General features: G+C 37.6%; 11 protein-coding genes. 6 read left to right on the plus strand and 5 right to left on the minus strand.

What is annotated here, in order from left to right:
• Nucleotides 1–21: 21 nt before the first annotated feature.
• The 3 genes from MM239_RS11945 to MM239_RS11955 all read right to left on the minus strand — a co-directional run bounded on the left by MM239_RS11945 (nt 22) and on the right by MM239_RS11955 (nt 3,723).
• Nucleotides 22–864, minus strand: a complete 843-nt coding sequence (locus MM239_RS11945; RefSeq protein WP_241348474.1) for a transglutaminase-like domain-containing protein — start codon at nt 862–864, stop codon at nt 22–24.
• Nucleotides 865–986: 122 nt separating this feature from the next.
• Complete coding sequence (locus MM239_RS11950; protein ID WP_241348475.1) at nt 987–2,615, minus strand: acyl-CoA carboxylase subunit beta; 1,629 nt, start codon at nt 2,613–2,615, stop codon at nt 987–989.
• 307 nt (nt 2,616–2,922) lie between these two features.
• Complete coding sequence (locus MM239_RS11955; RefSeq protein WP_241348476.1) at nt 2,923–3,723, minus strand: N-acetylmuramoyl-L-alanine amidase family protein; 801 nt, start codon at nt 3,721–3,723, stop codon at nt 2,923–2,925.
• Between the two features lie 68 nt (nt 3,724–3,791).
• Between MM239_RS11955 and MM239_RS11960 the strand changes: the two genes are divergently transcribed.
• The 4 genes from MM239_RS11960 to MM239_RS11975 all read left to right on the plus strand — a co-directional run bounded on the left by MM239_RS11960 (nt 3,792) and on the right by MM239_RS11975 (nt 10,307).
• Nucleotides 3,792–6,557 carry a putative LPS assembly protein LptD gene (locus MM239_RS11960; protein ID WP_241348477.1) on the plus strand — a complete coding sequence of 922 codons (2,766 nt, stop codon included), beginning with the start codon at nt 3,792–3,794 and terminating at the stop codon, nt 6,555–6,557.
• A 362-nt stretch (nt 6,558–6,919) separates the two neighbouring features.
• Nucleotides 6,920–8,017: a chorismate mutase gene (locus tag MM239_RS11965; protein ID WP_241348478.1), complete on the plus strand. Its 1,098-nt coding sequence runs from the start codon at nt 6,920–6,922 to the stop codon at nt 8,015–8,017.
• Between the two features lie 2 nt (nt 8,018–8,019).
• A complete protein-coding gene (gene aroB, locus MM239_RS11970) occupies nt 8,020–9,063 on the plus strand; it encodes a 3-dehydroquinate synthase (protein WP_241348479.1) in 1,044 nt (347 codons plus the stop codon).
• A gap of 38 nt (nt 9,064–9,101) precedes the next feature.
• Nucleotides 9,102–10,307, plus strand: coding sequence for a 3-phosphoshikimate 1-carboxyvinyltransferase (locus MM239_RS11975; RefSeq protein WP_241348480.1), 1,206 nt, complete (start codon nt 9,102–9,104; stop codon nt 10,305–10,307).
• 60 nt (nt 10,308–10,367) lie between these two features.
• Here MM239_RS11975 and MM239_RS11980 read toward each other — a convergent pair whose 3' ends face one another.
• Nucleotides 10,368–11,591 (minus strand): exo-beta-N-acetylmuramidase NamZ family protein, encoded by a 1,224-nt coding sequence (locus MM239_RS11980; protein WP_241348481.1) that lies wholly within the window; start codon nt 11,589–11,591, stop codon nt 10,368–10,370.
• Between the two features lie 41 nt (nt 11,592–11,632).
• On the opposite strand from MM239_RS11980, the gene MM239_RS11985 reads away from it, so the two are divergent.
• A complete protein-coding gene (locus MM239_RS11985) occupies nt 11,633–12,850 on the plus strand; it encodes an ABC transporter permease (RefSeq protein ID WP_241348482.1) in 1,218 nt (405 codons plus the stop codon).
• On the opposite strand, the gene MM239_RS11990 is transcribed toward MM239_RS11985, so the two are convergent.
• Nucleotides 12,837–13,583 carry a polyprenol monophosphomannose synthase gene (locus MM239_RS11990; RefSeq protein WP_241348483.1) on the minus strand — a complete coding sequence of 249 codons (747 nt, stop codon included), beginning with the start codon at nt 13,581–13,583 and terminating at the stop codon, nt 12,837–12,839. The two genes, MM239_RS11985 and MM239_RS11990, sit on opposite strands and share 14 nt — an antisense overlap.
• 624 nt (nt 13,584–14,207) lie before the next feature.
• On the opposite strand from MM239_RS11990, the gene MM239_RS11995 reads away from it, so the two are divergent.
• The gene (locus MM239_RS11995; protein WP_241348484.1) at nt 14,208–14,462 is read left to right on the plus strand and encodes a hypothetical protein; all 255 of its coding nucleotides are present in this window, start codon (nt 14,208–14,210) and stop codon (nt 14,460–14,462) included.
• Nucleotides 14,463–14,474 lie beyond the last annotated feature (12 nt).

Consider the following 14,474-nt stretch of genomic DNA (forward strand, 5'->3'; position numbering starts at 1 on the left):
GCCCAAAATAAGCGTGAAAGATTAGCCTTCAAGAATTTTTAATAGCTCTTGAGTTTCTAAGCTTTTTTCTACTTCACCGAGTTTTTCAAAAGCTAAGTAGAGGTTTGTTGTAGTCCTTACGATGATATCCTTATTTGTACATGGCTCAAAATATTCTTCTTTAGGGTTTATCTTCAAGTGATCAAGGTAATTGTGAATATCCTTTTTATTGAAGATCAATCCTTTGTTGAAAGCATTGATATAGAAGGTGTAGTCTTGAGATTTGTAAGTGAGAACAAAAAGATTTGGTAAATTGACACCATAAATAGGTAGTCCAAGTTTTTGAGCCACGAGCAAATATATAGCACAAAGACTTATAGGGTTTCCTTTCCTACTTTCGATCACATTACTAAGCATGCTATTACCTGGGGAGTGAAAATTCTTGGTATTGGCAGAGAATCTCAAATTTCCAAATAGTACATGATTGATGTTGAGGATTTGGTCACGGGGAGGAAGGTCATTTTTGAAGCCCGTCCATACATCGAAATATATCTGATGCATGTCAGCATTCAATTTGTCAAAATCAAGGTCTGGATATTGAAATGTATTGATGATCCAAAGACCAGTAAGAAGATCCTGTTCAGGGGATTGTACCCAATCTGTCAACCGGTCTTTCAGTAGGGAGAATTGTAATTTGTGTACGAGATCTTCAATTTCTTTTTGTAGCTCAGGGTTGAAGCTATCTTCCCATTTTTTTTCTAAAACCGGTATAATTTGATGCCCTAAGGATATGATTTTGTCTTGAACATGGGATTTCACTTCTAGATCATTGTCATCTAAAAGTGAAATCAGTGCATCCAATTCATTTTCTGTCAAGCTACTCATGATTTGTTTCGTTTTACCTTTTTTCCTGATTCAATTACGAGTATTGCTGATGATATGATTTGTTTTGGGTTGATTGATAGGTTATCTACTTCTTAATCAATTAAATATTAATTTCAAAAAGACTATGTTTGAATCACTCCTACATTGAATTTTTCTGTGATGGGTGCATGATCGGCAGCTTCTATTCCCATGCTGATCACATTTCGAGTTTCCGCTGGATCTATCACTCCATCTACCCACAGTCTAGATGCTGCGTAATAAGGGCTTAGCTCTTCATCATACTTGGCTTTGATCTCATCGAGGAGTTTGTTTTCATCTTCTTGAGAGATTTCTTTACCAGTTTTTTTTAAAGAAGCCACTTTGATTTGAAGTAAAGTTTTGGCAGCAGAAGCTCCAGACATGACGGCCATTTGTGCTGTAGGCCAGGAGAAAATAAGCCTTGGATCATAAGCTTTGCCACACATGGCATAGTTTCCCGCACCATAAGAGTTACCGATGATGATGGTAAATTTTGGGACTACAGAGTTGGCCATGGCATTGACCATTTTTGCACCATCTTTGATAATACCACCATGTTCTGCTTTACTTCCCACCATGAATCCAGATACGTCTTGGATAAATAGGAGAGGGATCTTGCGCTGATTACAATTCATAATGAACCTTGCAGCTTTGTCAGCAGAATCAGAGTAAATCACGCCACCCATCTGCATTTCACCTTTCTTTGTTTTGACGATCTTTCTTTGATTTGCAATGATTCCTATAGCCCAACCGTCAATTCTAGCTGTACCACATAACAGTGTTTTGCCGTATTCTTTTTTATATTCTTCGAAGATGGAGTCGTCGACCAAATGTTCTATGACTTCTTTCATGTCATATGGCTTCACGCGTTCCGTAGGAAATATACCATACAAGTCGCTGATGTTCTTTTTTGGCTCTAAGCTTTCTGCTCTGTTAAAGCCAGCTTTCTCAAATGTGCCTATTTTATCAAATATATTCCTGATAGCATCTAGACAAGATTGGTCAGAGTCAAATTTGTTGTCAGTGACTCCAGAAATCTCACAATGAGTAGAAGCACCTCCAAGAGTTTCGTTATCTATTTGTTCTCCTATTGCTGCCTTGACCAAGTACGACCCTGCCAAAAATATAGATCCTGTTTTGTCTACGATCATTGCTTCGTCAGACATGATGGGAAGGTAGGCTCCTCCAGCTACACAGCTTCCCATGATTGCAGCCACTTGAATGATTCCCATAGAGGACATCTTGGCATTGTTTCTGAACTGTCTACCAAAGTGCTCTTTGTCGGGAAAAATTTCATTTTGCATAGGCAGAAAAACCCCTGCACTATCAACCAAATAAACTATTGGCAACCTGTTTTCCATGGCTATTTCTTGAGCTCGAAGGTTTTTTTTGGCAGTCATTGGAAACCAAGCTCCAGCTTTGACAGTAGCATCATTTGCGACGATCATACACATGCGTCCTTTGATATACCCAATTCCCGTCACTACTCCTGCCGAAGGACATCCACCTTCTTCTTCATACATGCCATCTGCTGCAAATGCACCAATCTCCAAAAAATCAGTATCCTTGTCCCGTAAATAAGCTATTCTTTCTCTTGCTGTTAGTTTGCCTTTTTCGTGCTCTTTAGCAATTCTTTTTTCACCACCCCCAAGTTTTACTTTTTCCAATTTTTCTTTGAGGTGAAAAAGTAGCTCTTTATTTTGTGCTTCATTGTTCTTGAAAGTATTATCCATAAAGTTTTTTGGGTTTAATTTATCGTTTAAGATAGCTTAATACATCATAATTACCAAAGAAGTGATTATGGTAACTTTAGAATTGAATTGAATCTTAGTGATCCACACCATTTTAGCTTTTATCTATCCAAAGCTAAAATGGGAAAATTAACAACAATGAGAATGCATACCTGTTCAGGAGTGAAAAAGTTTCTATTGATACTTCGACATAGAATAAAAGAGATATTGATTGATATGATATCGCCTCATAAACGCTTTAAGGTGTAAAGTTTACTCAAGAAGAAATGAATAGTGTAATTTCAATCATTTATAGTGATTCGATATCTTCTTTGTAAGCTTTGATCGAGCGGTAAATAGCTGAGGCAAGATAAGTCTGACCATCTTTGCTATTGAGGAATCTTTCCTCGTTGGCATTAGAGATAAAGCCTAATTCTACCAATACCGAAGGCATACTTGTAGTCCAGAGCACATAAAAAGGCGCTTGTTTTACACCTCGGCTGTGGCGACTCACTCTTCCTGTAAAATCAGACTCAATCTTTGATGCAAGGGAAAGACTGTTTGAGAGAAAGGCCTTTTGCATGATATTGAACATGATGTAGGATTCAGGCGAAGTCGGGTCAAAACCTTCATAGTTCTCTTTGTAATTATCCTCAAGGAGAATTACTGAGTTTTCTTTCTTTACGATGTCAAAGTTAGCTTCGAAGTTTTTGGTACCCATCACAAAAGTCTCTGTACCATATGCCGATCTGTTTGCTGCAGAGTTACAGTGAATCGAAATGAACAGATCAGCTTTATTTCTATTGGCAATGTTAGACCGCTCTTTCAAATCAACAAATACATCGGATTGTCTCGTATAGATGACCTTTACATCAGGAATGTTTTCTTGAATGTATTTACCAACTTGTATGGCTACTTTCAGGGTAATGTCCTTTTCTCTACTGCTAGATCCCAGAGCTCCAGGGTCTTTGCCGCCGTGACCTGCGTCGATCACAATTGTCTTCAATTTGAATTCAGGAGCTCTACTTCCCGTTGGGTGAAAGCTCATAAAAAGGACTGAAAAAGTAATTAAAGAAATAACTAGAATATTTTTAACTTGAAGGCGTTTCATAAGCATTAAATACCATTAACTTTGCTCGTTCGAAATTTAGAAATTTTTAAACAAATTTGATTCAATCGGTGCGGAATATCAAGCTCCATTTCATATTACTACTCCTATTGTGGATTTTACCTCAATTGGTTCTATCCCAAGATAGGAGGACTAGAAGGGTTGAAGTGCCCATTGTAGCCCCAGATTCTATCCTGACAGCTCCAAAGACCTCGTTACCCCAACTTGAAAACCCTGAAATTATACTTTCTGATAGCCTTCCCGAAAATGACTCTACAAAGGTAGTGCCTAAAGGTGATATTCAGACCATAATCAATTATTATGGTGAAGATAGTATCATTACCGATTTTGCTCAAAACAAGCTTTTTTTACATAAGGATGCTTGGTTCGAATATGGAAATATAAGATTAGATGCGGATTTGATCATTATAGACTGGGATAAAAGTGAAATTTTTGCCTCTGGAGTAGTTGATTCATTGGGTAATATTCAAGGAAACCCAATGTTCAAAGAAGGAAATACTTCCTATGAAATCAGAAAGGAGATGAGGTATAATTTCAAATCCCAAAGGGCTATAATCAAAGATGTAGTTACTGAACAGCAAGATGGCCTACTCAGAGGTGAGACGATCAAGAAAACAACAGATGGTAGCATCTATATGGATCATGGATTTTATACTACTTGTAATTTGGCAGAGCCTCATTGGCATATCAATGCGGCAAAGATAAAGTCCATAAGGGGAAAGCAAGTTGTAACAGGTCCATTCAATCTGTATTTCAATAATATACCAACACCTTTTGGTTTACCATTTGGGATTATCCCGGATACACCAGAAGAAAAAATGTCAGGAATAATTTTTCCTTCATATGGTCAAGAGCAGCGTAGAGGTCTCTTTTTAAGAGATTTTGGGTATTATTTTGCATTCAATGATTATATACATACCCGATTGACGGGAGATATTTTTTCTAATGGAGGTTGGGGAGCCAAGGCCTCATCCATTTACAAAAGAAGGTATAAGTTCAATGGTAGCTTTAATGTAGATTTTCAAAGCTTCAAAAGTCCAGAAACTGAATTGAACCCGCTTGACTTCACATCTGTCTGGGTAAGCTGGCAGCATACCCCAGAGACAAGAGGGAATTCAAGGTTCTCAGCATCAGTCAATGCTGGTACTCAGAACTATAATAATAATGTCGTGAACCCGAATAACTTTGTTAACAATGTCAGGGCAGATTTCAACTCAAACATTGCTTATAGTAAAACCTTTGCGGGGACACCTTTTAGCATGTCTGCAAATCTTCGACATTCCCAAAACATCAATACTGATGAAGTTAATTTGACACTTCCTGATATAGCCGTCAATATGAATCGGCAAAACCCATTTCAGAACATCAGTAAGTTCGAACCTTTGAAAACGCTCAACATTGCATGGAACTTTAACATGCAAAACTCTATCACCAATAGAATAACTCCAGCATTGGGAGTTCAAAACTTGGTTTTTCAGCAAGATTTTGGAGAAGAACAATTCGAAGAGCCATCTGTCACCCCCTTCAACTTTGCTAATCTTCCACAGCTATTTAGAGATGCAAATAATGGAGCCAGAAATACCATTCCAATTTCTTCTAATTTTACTTTGTTCAAGTTTTTTACAGGAACAGCGTCAGCAAACTATACGGAACTTTGGTATCTTGAAAAAATCAATTATTACTACAATGATGTAGAGAATAGGGTAGATAGAATTGTTGAGAATGGGTTTAATAGGGTAGGCTTTTATACATCATCTTTCGCTTTGAATACCAATGTGTATGGGATGTATATATTGAAAAACAGCAAAAAAATCGAGAGAATTAGGCATCACATGCAGCCTTCTTTTGGTTTCAATTATACCCCTGACTTTTCTAATCCTGCATTTGGTTATTATCAAAATGTTCAAGTAGATAGTACTGGAAGAACCCAGCTTTATTCAAGACATCAAGGATTTATATTTCAAGGAGCGCCTCTGGGAGAGTCTAGATCTTTGAGTATATCGATAAGAAATGTGTTGGAAGCTAAGATCAGAACCGAAAGTGATACCGCAGAAGCAAAGACTAAAAAGATTCCATTGCTTCAAACATTGAATCTAAATACGAATTATAACTTTGCCGCTGATTCATTTCAGCTAGCTCCTATCAATATGAGTACTCGGACGGCATTTTTTGACAACAAGTTATCTGTAAACTTATCAGGAACTTTAGACCCGTATGCCACAGCTACCTCTAGAACAGCTCAAGGTCAAGAGACGACTAGAAGGGTCAATGATTATGCATGGAGAAGGGGACAAGGAATAGGTACTTTGCGGAATGCTACACTAAACCTCAATGGTAGTCTGAATCCAAGCCAGAATCAGAAGTCACCAGGTGAAGTGAGAGATGATATTACCAATGATTTCTTGCAGCAAGGTGGTCAGATGAATGAGTTTGTGGAGAATGAAATCACCAGAATAGTCAATGATCCTAGTCAGTATATCGATTGGAGTATACCTTGGAACCTTGGTTTTGGGTATAACCTCTCTTACAATAGACAGCCAAGCGGCAATACCAATATCACGCAAGCATTGAATATCAATGGTGATTTGAGTTTGACTGAAAAGTGGAAGGTGAACTTCAATACTGGCTATGATTTCTCTACGGCAAAGATTACCCAAACGATGATATCCATAGCCAGAGACCTGCATTGTTGGCAAATGAATGTGTCTTGGATACCTTTCGGTACCTTCACTTCATACAGTGTAGATATCAGGGTGAAATCAGCCATACTTCAAGATTTGAAAGTGAGTAGAAGAAGATCATTCTTCGATAGGTAAGCTAAGGGTTGTTATACAAGACCTTTGAGATGAATCTGAGATACAAGTTTTTTCCTACCCAATAAAATTTTGTATTTGTTGTAGAAATATAGGTTCATTGATGAATTAGTAATGATTTGGGCTAGTTTTATATAATCAGAAAAAAAATGTTGAAAAATTTATTTGTTTTTAAAAATTGACCCTTTACATTTGAGGCATGTTAAACGCAGTCCTTACATATTTTAGCTTCTTTTACTTTTACTTTCGTCCCCAAGGTCGAATCGGAGCTGCCTATTGCTAGATAAAAAACAAATCAATCATACATGCAGACAAGCCCGATTCGAGAGAGTCGGGCTTTTTGTATTTCAAACCAATTAAAACTCATGGAAAATCACTTACAAACAAAAGATTGGGGACTTGGCCTAAAAGGTCACGTGATCATCGCAGGACCGTGTAGCGCGGAAACCCCAGAGCAAATCGAGAAAGTATGTCTCGATATGAAAAAGGAAAACATGATTCCAAACATCTTCAGGGCGGGAATTTGGAAACCTAGAACTAGACCAGGGAGCTTTGAAGGTATTGGAGAAGATGGTTTGAAATGGATGGAGATTGTAAGACATCACCTCAACATCCCTATCACGACAGAAGTAGGAAATGCTGCACACGTTGAGTTAGCATTAAAGCATAATGTGGATGTCCTATGGATAGGCGCAAGAACTACAGTCAACCCATTTGCTGTTCAAGAAATAGCTGATGCATTGCAGGGTGTGGATATTCCAGTTATGGTGAAAAACCCAATGAATCCGGACTTGCAATTGTGGCTTGGTGCTCTTGAAAGACTGCAAGCAGTAGGTATCAATAAACTTGCGGCTATTCATAGAGGATTCTCTGATTCATACGATAAGAGGTTTAGGAACAAACCAAATTGGTCTATGCCGATTCACTTGAAAAGAGAATGGAAAGGAATGGAAGTGATCAATGATCCAAGCCATATTGTTGGAAATAGAGCTGGGATTTTGGAAACTTCTCAAAGAGCAATCAACTTTGGTTTGGATGGATTGATGATAGAAACGCACCATGATCCAGATAATGCTTGGTCTGATGCAAAGCAGCAAGTCACTCCAGCAGCATTGAAAGAGATCTTGTCAAAAATAGATTTCAAAACTACAGATGGATTTGAAAATCCAGGAGAGAGATTGAATGACTTAAGAACAGCCGTAGATCACCTTGATGATCAATTGCTAGACTTGCTTCAAGAGAGGTTTTCTTTGATTGATCAAATTGGTGCTTACAAAAGAGAACACAATTTGACAGTATTCCAGTCAGATAGATGGAAGTTTGTAATGGAGTCAAGGACTCAAAAAGGTGTCCAAAAGAATTTGAGTGAAAAATTCATGAAAGAGTTATTATATTGTATCCATGAGGAGTCTGTAAAGAGACAGGAAAAACAATTAAGAGACGCTGACCCTGTAAAAAAATAAAATTGGAATCAATAATATTTTCTAGTTCCATCAAGATTGATTTGAAGGGATTTCTAAGTAGGCAGAAGTATTCACGACTTGGATTGATAATGGATAGCAACACGTTTCGTGATTGCTATCCATTGATTCAAGATGGAATACCCAATCATGATTATTTTGTGTTTGAGGCTGGCGAAGTGAACAAAACCCTAAAAACATGCATTGAAATTTGGGAATGGATGACCAACTTGGGTCTAGATAGAAAGGCCCTCATGATCAACTTGGGAGGAGGAGTAACAGGGGATATGGGTGGGTTTTGCGCAAGTACTTACAAGCGAGGCATACCTTTTATCAATATCCCAACTTCACTTCTATCACAAGTGGATGCAAGCGTAGGAGGAAAGTTAGGGGTAGACTTCAACGGTTTCAAAAATCACATCGGCGTGTTTACAGGACCCTTGGCAGTCTTGATCTCCGATGAATTTCTCAAAACACTTCCACCAGAAGAGTTACGGTCAGGATATGCAGAAGTCCTCAAGCATGGATTAATTCAAAACGCAGATTATTTCTCAAGTTTGAAAGTTTCGAATTGGGAGAGCCAAGACTGGAAGACAATCATAGAGAAATCTGTCAGTATCAAAAAAGAAGTAGTAAGCAAGGATCCAAAGGAGGCAGGATTGAGAAAGATTCTTAATTTTGGACATACCATAGGACATGCATTTGAATCATTCTATTTAGATACTGATCATCATTTACTTCATGGAGAGGCCATAGCGATAGGAATGATTACAGAAGCTTATTTGTCTAGCTTCAAGACTGGACTTTCAAAAGATGAATTGAAACTCGTTTCTGATGTTTTGCTGAAAGTTTATGGCAAGTTTGATTTTCCTAAAGAAGATGTTTCGGAAATCATCAACTTGTGCAGTCAAGACAAAAAGAATGAAGCTGATCGCATAAATTTTTCGCTTCTTAGCTCAATAGGGAGATGTGAGTACAACATTCCTGTTTCACCTGAAGAAATTGCTAGTGCAATTACCTACTATCAATCGCTCACCTCTCAATCTTAATAACATATTAAACCACTACTACTAGTCTTATCAAACCTATGAATATTCAATTGTTGAACCAGTTATCTGCTTTTGGAAATGTCGAGATTCCTTTGCCATCTTCTAAAAGTGAGAGTAACAGGGTACTCATCATCGATGCCCTTACTGAGGGGGAAAATCAAATATCAAATCTTGCTGAAGCCAGAGATACCCAGACCATGATCAGGCTTTTGGATGAAAATCCTCCTGTGTTTGATGTACTTGATGCTGGTACCACCATGAGATTTTTGACAGCATTTGCGACTGTGACCAATCAAAACAAAGTAATGACTGGAACAGCTAGGATGTGTGAAAGGCCTATTGGAATCTTAGTCGATGCATTAAGGACAATAGGAGGAGATATTCACTACATGAACAAGGAAGGCTATCCGCCTCTAGCAATTCATGGTTTTTCTGGTCAAAAAAGTAAAAGGGTAGAAGTGAGGGGAGATGTGAGTAGTCAATATATCTCTGCATTACTCATGATAGCTCCACTTTTACCAGAAGGTTTAGAAATAGCACTATTAGGTAAAGTTGGTTCTAGGACCTATATAGAAATGACGTTGGAGCTTATGGCTCAATTTGGAATAGTTCATAAATGGGAAGATAATGTGATCACAATTCCTGCAGGTAAATATAAGCCGACAAGCTTTTCTGTAGAGTCAGACTGGTCTGGTGCGAGCTATTGGTTCAGTTTATTAGCATGTGCAGATCAAGGCTCTCTTTATCTTAAGGGACTTAAAGAAAATAGTCTGCAAGGTGATAGTAAAATTGTGGATATTATGGATAGATTAGGTGTGAAAAGTGAGTTTGATGCTCATGGAGTACACTTGACAAAACAAGCCGTAAAAGGGTTGACTTCATGGGACTTTACCCATTGTCCGGACTTGGCACAGACAGTTGCGGTCACATGTGCAATTCTTGGTCAAAAGGCCACGTTCACAGGGCTTGAAAGCCTGAGAATAAAGGAAACGGATAGAATTCTAGCCTTACAGCAAGAGTTGGCTAAATTCAACGCTCAGCTGGTAGAGGGAGCAAATGAAGTTTTTACTTTGATTCCTTCTGTGTCACTACCTTCTGAAGTTCAGGTGCATACCTATGAAGATCACAGAATGGCTATGGCTTTTATGCCGCTGATGACAAAAACTCGAGTAATCATAGAAGACCCTGAAGTGGTCAACAAGTCTTACCCGAGTTTTTGGAAACATGTGGCTTTGGTTCAGTAAATCTGTTTGGTAGCAATCATGTACTTTGATTTGTAGCTATTCCTCACAATTGTTGTACTTTTATTTGTATAGCAGATAAGTTTGACTCATCGCTTTGAAATCTCGTAAGTCTTTTTGCCAAGATTCTCTAATATCCTCTTCGGATTTTCCGGAGAGGATATCTTTTTTAAGTTGGTCTGTCCCAGCCAATTTATCGAAAAAATTATTGAAGAATTTCTCACCTTTTCCACTTACTTTGAAGGCATCGATAAGATAAGTAAGGGTGAACTTATGGTCAAGTGATTCTTCTCGAAGGTCTTTTCCATAGCAAGTTTTGTTCTGATGTGGAGGGTTTTTAGACATGCCTTCAATACTTACAGGTTTGAATGTGAAATCTCCATATTTAGGATCAGGATATCCATAAACCTGGAATGAGTAATATGTCCCACGTCCCACGGACACATCTGTTCCTTCAAAAAAGCATAGCGAAGGATATAGTCTAATAGAGAGATCATTTGGAAGATTAGGAGAAGGCTTTATTGGTAAGCTATAGCTCATACTTTTGTCCCAATTTTCAACTTTTATCACTTGAATATCCGCTTTGACTTTGTTTTTCAACCAACCTTCACCATTGATCATCATGGCAAGTTCTCCAACGGTGAGTCCATGAACTACTGGTATCGGATGCATTCCAACGAAGCTTTCGAAGCCTTTTTTGAGTGTTGGACCGTCGATATAGTCGCCGTTAGGGTTGGGTCTGTCAAGGATGATCATCGGGAGTTTGTGCTCAGCACAGCTTTCCATAACATAATGCATGGTACTGATATAAGTATAAAATCTAAGTCCCACATCTTGCAGATCATATATAATCACATCTAGGTCTTTTAAAACTTCTGCCGATGGCTTTTTATTGTTTCCATAAAGGGAGACTAGAGGAATTCCAGTTCTTTTATCAACCTCGTTGTTTACCACTTCTCCAGCGTCAGCATCTCCTCTAAAGCCATGCTCTGGGACAAACACTTTGCGTACATCAACTCCTTCCATCATCAAAAAATCCACGAGATGCATATTGTTATTAGATGTTAGTATGCTAGTTTGGTTTACAACTAATCCTACTTTTTTACCTTCGAGCAATGGTAGGTATTCATCGGGGCTGTCAGCTGCAGGTGTTATTTGCCGATTAATTTCTGAAACCTTTTTCTCCGAAATCAATTGCAGGTTGTTGTTTTCATCCTTTGGATTTTTACAAAAAGCCAAAGTGTTCATTAAAAAAGTGATAAGGAATAAGATTTTAAGTTGCTTCATGTTAATTTGCGCTAGATTTACAGCAAAATAAAGAAACTTCATTGAACATATCATATTTCATAGCCAAAAGAATCAGTTTTAAGAGAACAGGAGGCTTTACAGGTACTATTCATCAAATAGCTGTAGCCAGTGTTGCTATCGGACTTGCGATTACAATGATTTCTTTTATGATCTTGGGTGGCTTTCAAAATGAGATTTCAAATAAGGTCTTTTCATTTACAGGGCATTATCAAGGGCTTAAATTTGTATCAGGGAATGCATTTGAGGAGAGTCCTGTATCTATGAAATCTGATTTTTTTCAAAAATATCACACTTTAGATTTCGTGAAGCATGTACAAGGCTTTGCTCATAAACCTGGACTTTTGAAAGGAGATGAAGAGGTAGAAGGAGTTTTGATGAAAGGTGTGGGGCCTGACTTTGATTCTTTGGCATTTAAAAATTCAATTGTTGAGGGGAGATTTATACAATTCTTTGATTCTGCTGCTAGCAATGAGGTGGTGATCAGTAAGAAGATTGCCAATAAACTGAAGCTCGCTGTCGGTGAGCGTGTGACGATGTATTATGTGCAAGAACCACCTAGGTATAGGAGGTTGGAGATTGTGGGTATTTATGAGACATTTTTGGAGAATTTTGATGATAAAATTCTAGTAGGGGATATTCAAGTCATCAGGAATCTGAATGCATGGTCAGCCGATCAGGTAGGGGGTTTTGAGATATTTGTAGATGATTCAAAAAAAATAGATGAATATGCAGGTGAAATCTATGATTTCATGGATTTTGACCTTCGTTTGGTGAAAGTTACAGATAAGTATTTGGAGATTTTTGATTGGTTGAAATTATTGAACAACAATGTATATGTTTTCCTTGGCTTAATCTTGTTCGTTGCGGCATTCAATATGGTCTCAATACTTTTTATTTTAATTATGGAGCGTACTCAAATGATTGGGATTCTCAAAGCAGTAGGTGCACAGAATAAACAAATCAGGAGGGTGTTTGTATGGAATGGGATAAGGATTATAGGTAGAGGTATGCTTATTGGCAATGGTATTGGATTGGCTTTTGGCTGGATACAATCTCAATTTAAAGTGATACCACTAGATCCCGAAAATTACTATATGGGCTTTGTTCCAATTGATTGGAATTGGCCGGTATTTTTGATTTTAAATTTGGTGGTATTGGTTGTTATTACTTTGGTACTATTCTTACCTGCTATGGTAATTAGCAATATCAAGCCAATCAAAGCTATTAGATTTGATTGACGGGTTTAAGTGGCTTGAAAATACTTTTGAGTTTCATGTATAAGACACCGAAAATGGCTTCCTTGAATATTCCAGATGTCATCTTTGATGTGCCTCTCGTACGGTCCGTAAAGATTATGGGTACTTCGATGATTTTGAAGCCTAATTTCCATGCTGTAAATTTCATTTCGATCTGAAAAGCATATCCTATGAATTTGATTTTAGTAAAATCCATGGCTTTCAATACCCTTGTATGATAACATTTGAATCCTGCCGTCGTGTCTTTGATCGGAAGTCCTGTTATAAACTGCACATACTTACTCGCAAAAAATGACATTAAGACTCTTCCCATAGGCCAGTTGACCACATTTACGCCAGTGATGTATCGTGAACCTATAGCCATGTCAAATCCTTGTACTTCACATGCTTCAAAAAGGCGGATGAGATCATGTGGATTATGGGAAAAATCTGCATCCATTTCAAAAACGTACTCGTAATCATTTGTAATAGCATATTTAAATCCCTCAATATAAGCTGTTCCAAGGCCTAACTTACCTGACCTCTGTAATAAATGAAGTTTCTCTGGGAAGGTTTTTTGTAAGTTTTTGACTATATCAGCGGTTCCGTCTGGAGAGTTGTCATCTATTATAAGAAGTTCAAAATCATCTTCTAATCCCATGATTTCATGAATCATCACACTGATATTTTCCAGTTCATTGTAGGTTGGGATGATGACTAGTTTGTTTTTTCTCATAAGTATAAGGTCAAAAATAGTAGTTAAAGGTGGGATTATTGTCTTTTTTAAGAAAATTTAAAACACTATGAAAATAGTGTAGAACAAGTAGCTTAAAGTGATATGATTTTAAGGTTTGCTGATATGAGCTAAAGTTGATCATTAAAGAGAAGAGTTATTTGAATTTCAAACTTAAATTACTAGGTTTTTTTCATTTGAACACCCCTTTGACTTTGTGCCGAATATTCTATTAATATGTGTGAAATACAATAATTTGTGTTTCTATTTCCTGGAAATGTGTATGGAGATTGTTTTTAGTTAAATTATTGGTAAATCTTTTGTTTTTCAGTTGGTTATATGTTTTTTTTTTTTTGTAATAAAAAATATATGTAATATTTGTGTTAAAATTGAAAAATTCTAATATTTGTTAGCGATAAGATGATTGATTTAGATGTTGTGAAATGCAATTTTAAGAATTTTCATTTTTTCTTTGAAAGAAATTGAAATATAGATAATATAATAGGAGAGGAGTTGCTTATCACCCAAGAAAAGCACAAAGCTAACCTCTCAAAAGCCTAGGATGATAATCTTAGGCTTTTAATTGTGTGCCGTGCATGGTAACTAACTAGGTGGTGAAAGTCCACTGTGGGGGTTTGTAATCGCCAACCACTAGCCAAGAGCAAGGGTGTCCAATGCGAAGTGGAATCTGAAGGAAGCTGGCGGCAAAACTCTGCCCTGAGGAACACGAATCTCATCAGGCATATCCAATGGGACAAGACTACAATACAAGTCAAAATCCAAAGATTACACGGACGTTGGAGTGTAAATGAGGCGGGGACATGGAGTGAAAGTGAGTTATCTTACCACGGGAGGTCTCATGGACGTATGGAAACGGAGTAAGAAATACGGAGT

It is taken from the genome of Belliella filtrata, assembly GCF_022549775.1.
GTDB classification, from domain to species: Bacteria; Bacteroidota; Bacteroidia; order Cytophagales; family Cyclobacteriaceae; genus Belliella; species Belliella filtrata.

Bases quoted from the DNA above. Each gene is read 5' to 3' on its own strand.
- MM239_RS11945 (WP_241348474.1), bottom strand. From the start codon at position 864: ATGAGTAGCTTGACAGAAAATGAATTGGATGCACTGATTTCACTTTTA.
- MM239_RS11950 (WP_241348475.1), bottom strand. From the start codon at position 2,615: ATGGATAATACTTTCAAGAACAATGAAGCACAAAATAAAGAGCTACTT.
- MM239_RS11955 (WP_241348476.1), bottom strand. From the start codon at position 3,723: ATGAAACGCCTTCAAGTTAAAAATATTCTAGTTATTTCTTTAATTACT.
- MM239_RS11965 (WP_241348478.1), top strand. From the start codon at position 6,920: ATGGAAAATCACTTACAAACAAAAGATTGGGGACTTGGCCTAAAAGGT.
- MM239_RS11975 (WP_241348480.1), top strand. From the start codon at position 9,102: ATGAATATTCAATTGTTGAACCAGTTATCTGCTTTTGGAAATGTCGAG.
- MM239_RS11980 (WP_241348481.1), bottom strand. From the start codon at position 11,591: ATGAAGCAACTTAAAATCTTATTCCTTATCACTTTTTTAATGAACACT.
- MM239_RS11990 (WP_241348483.1), bottom strand. From the start codon at position 13,583: ATGAGAAAAAACAAACTAGTCATCATCCCAACCTACAATGAACTGGAA.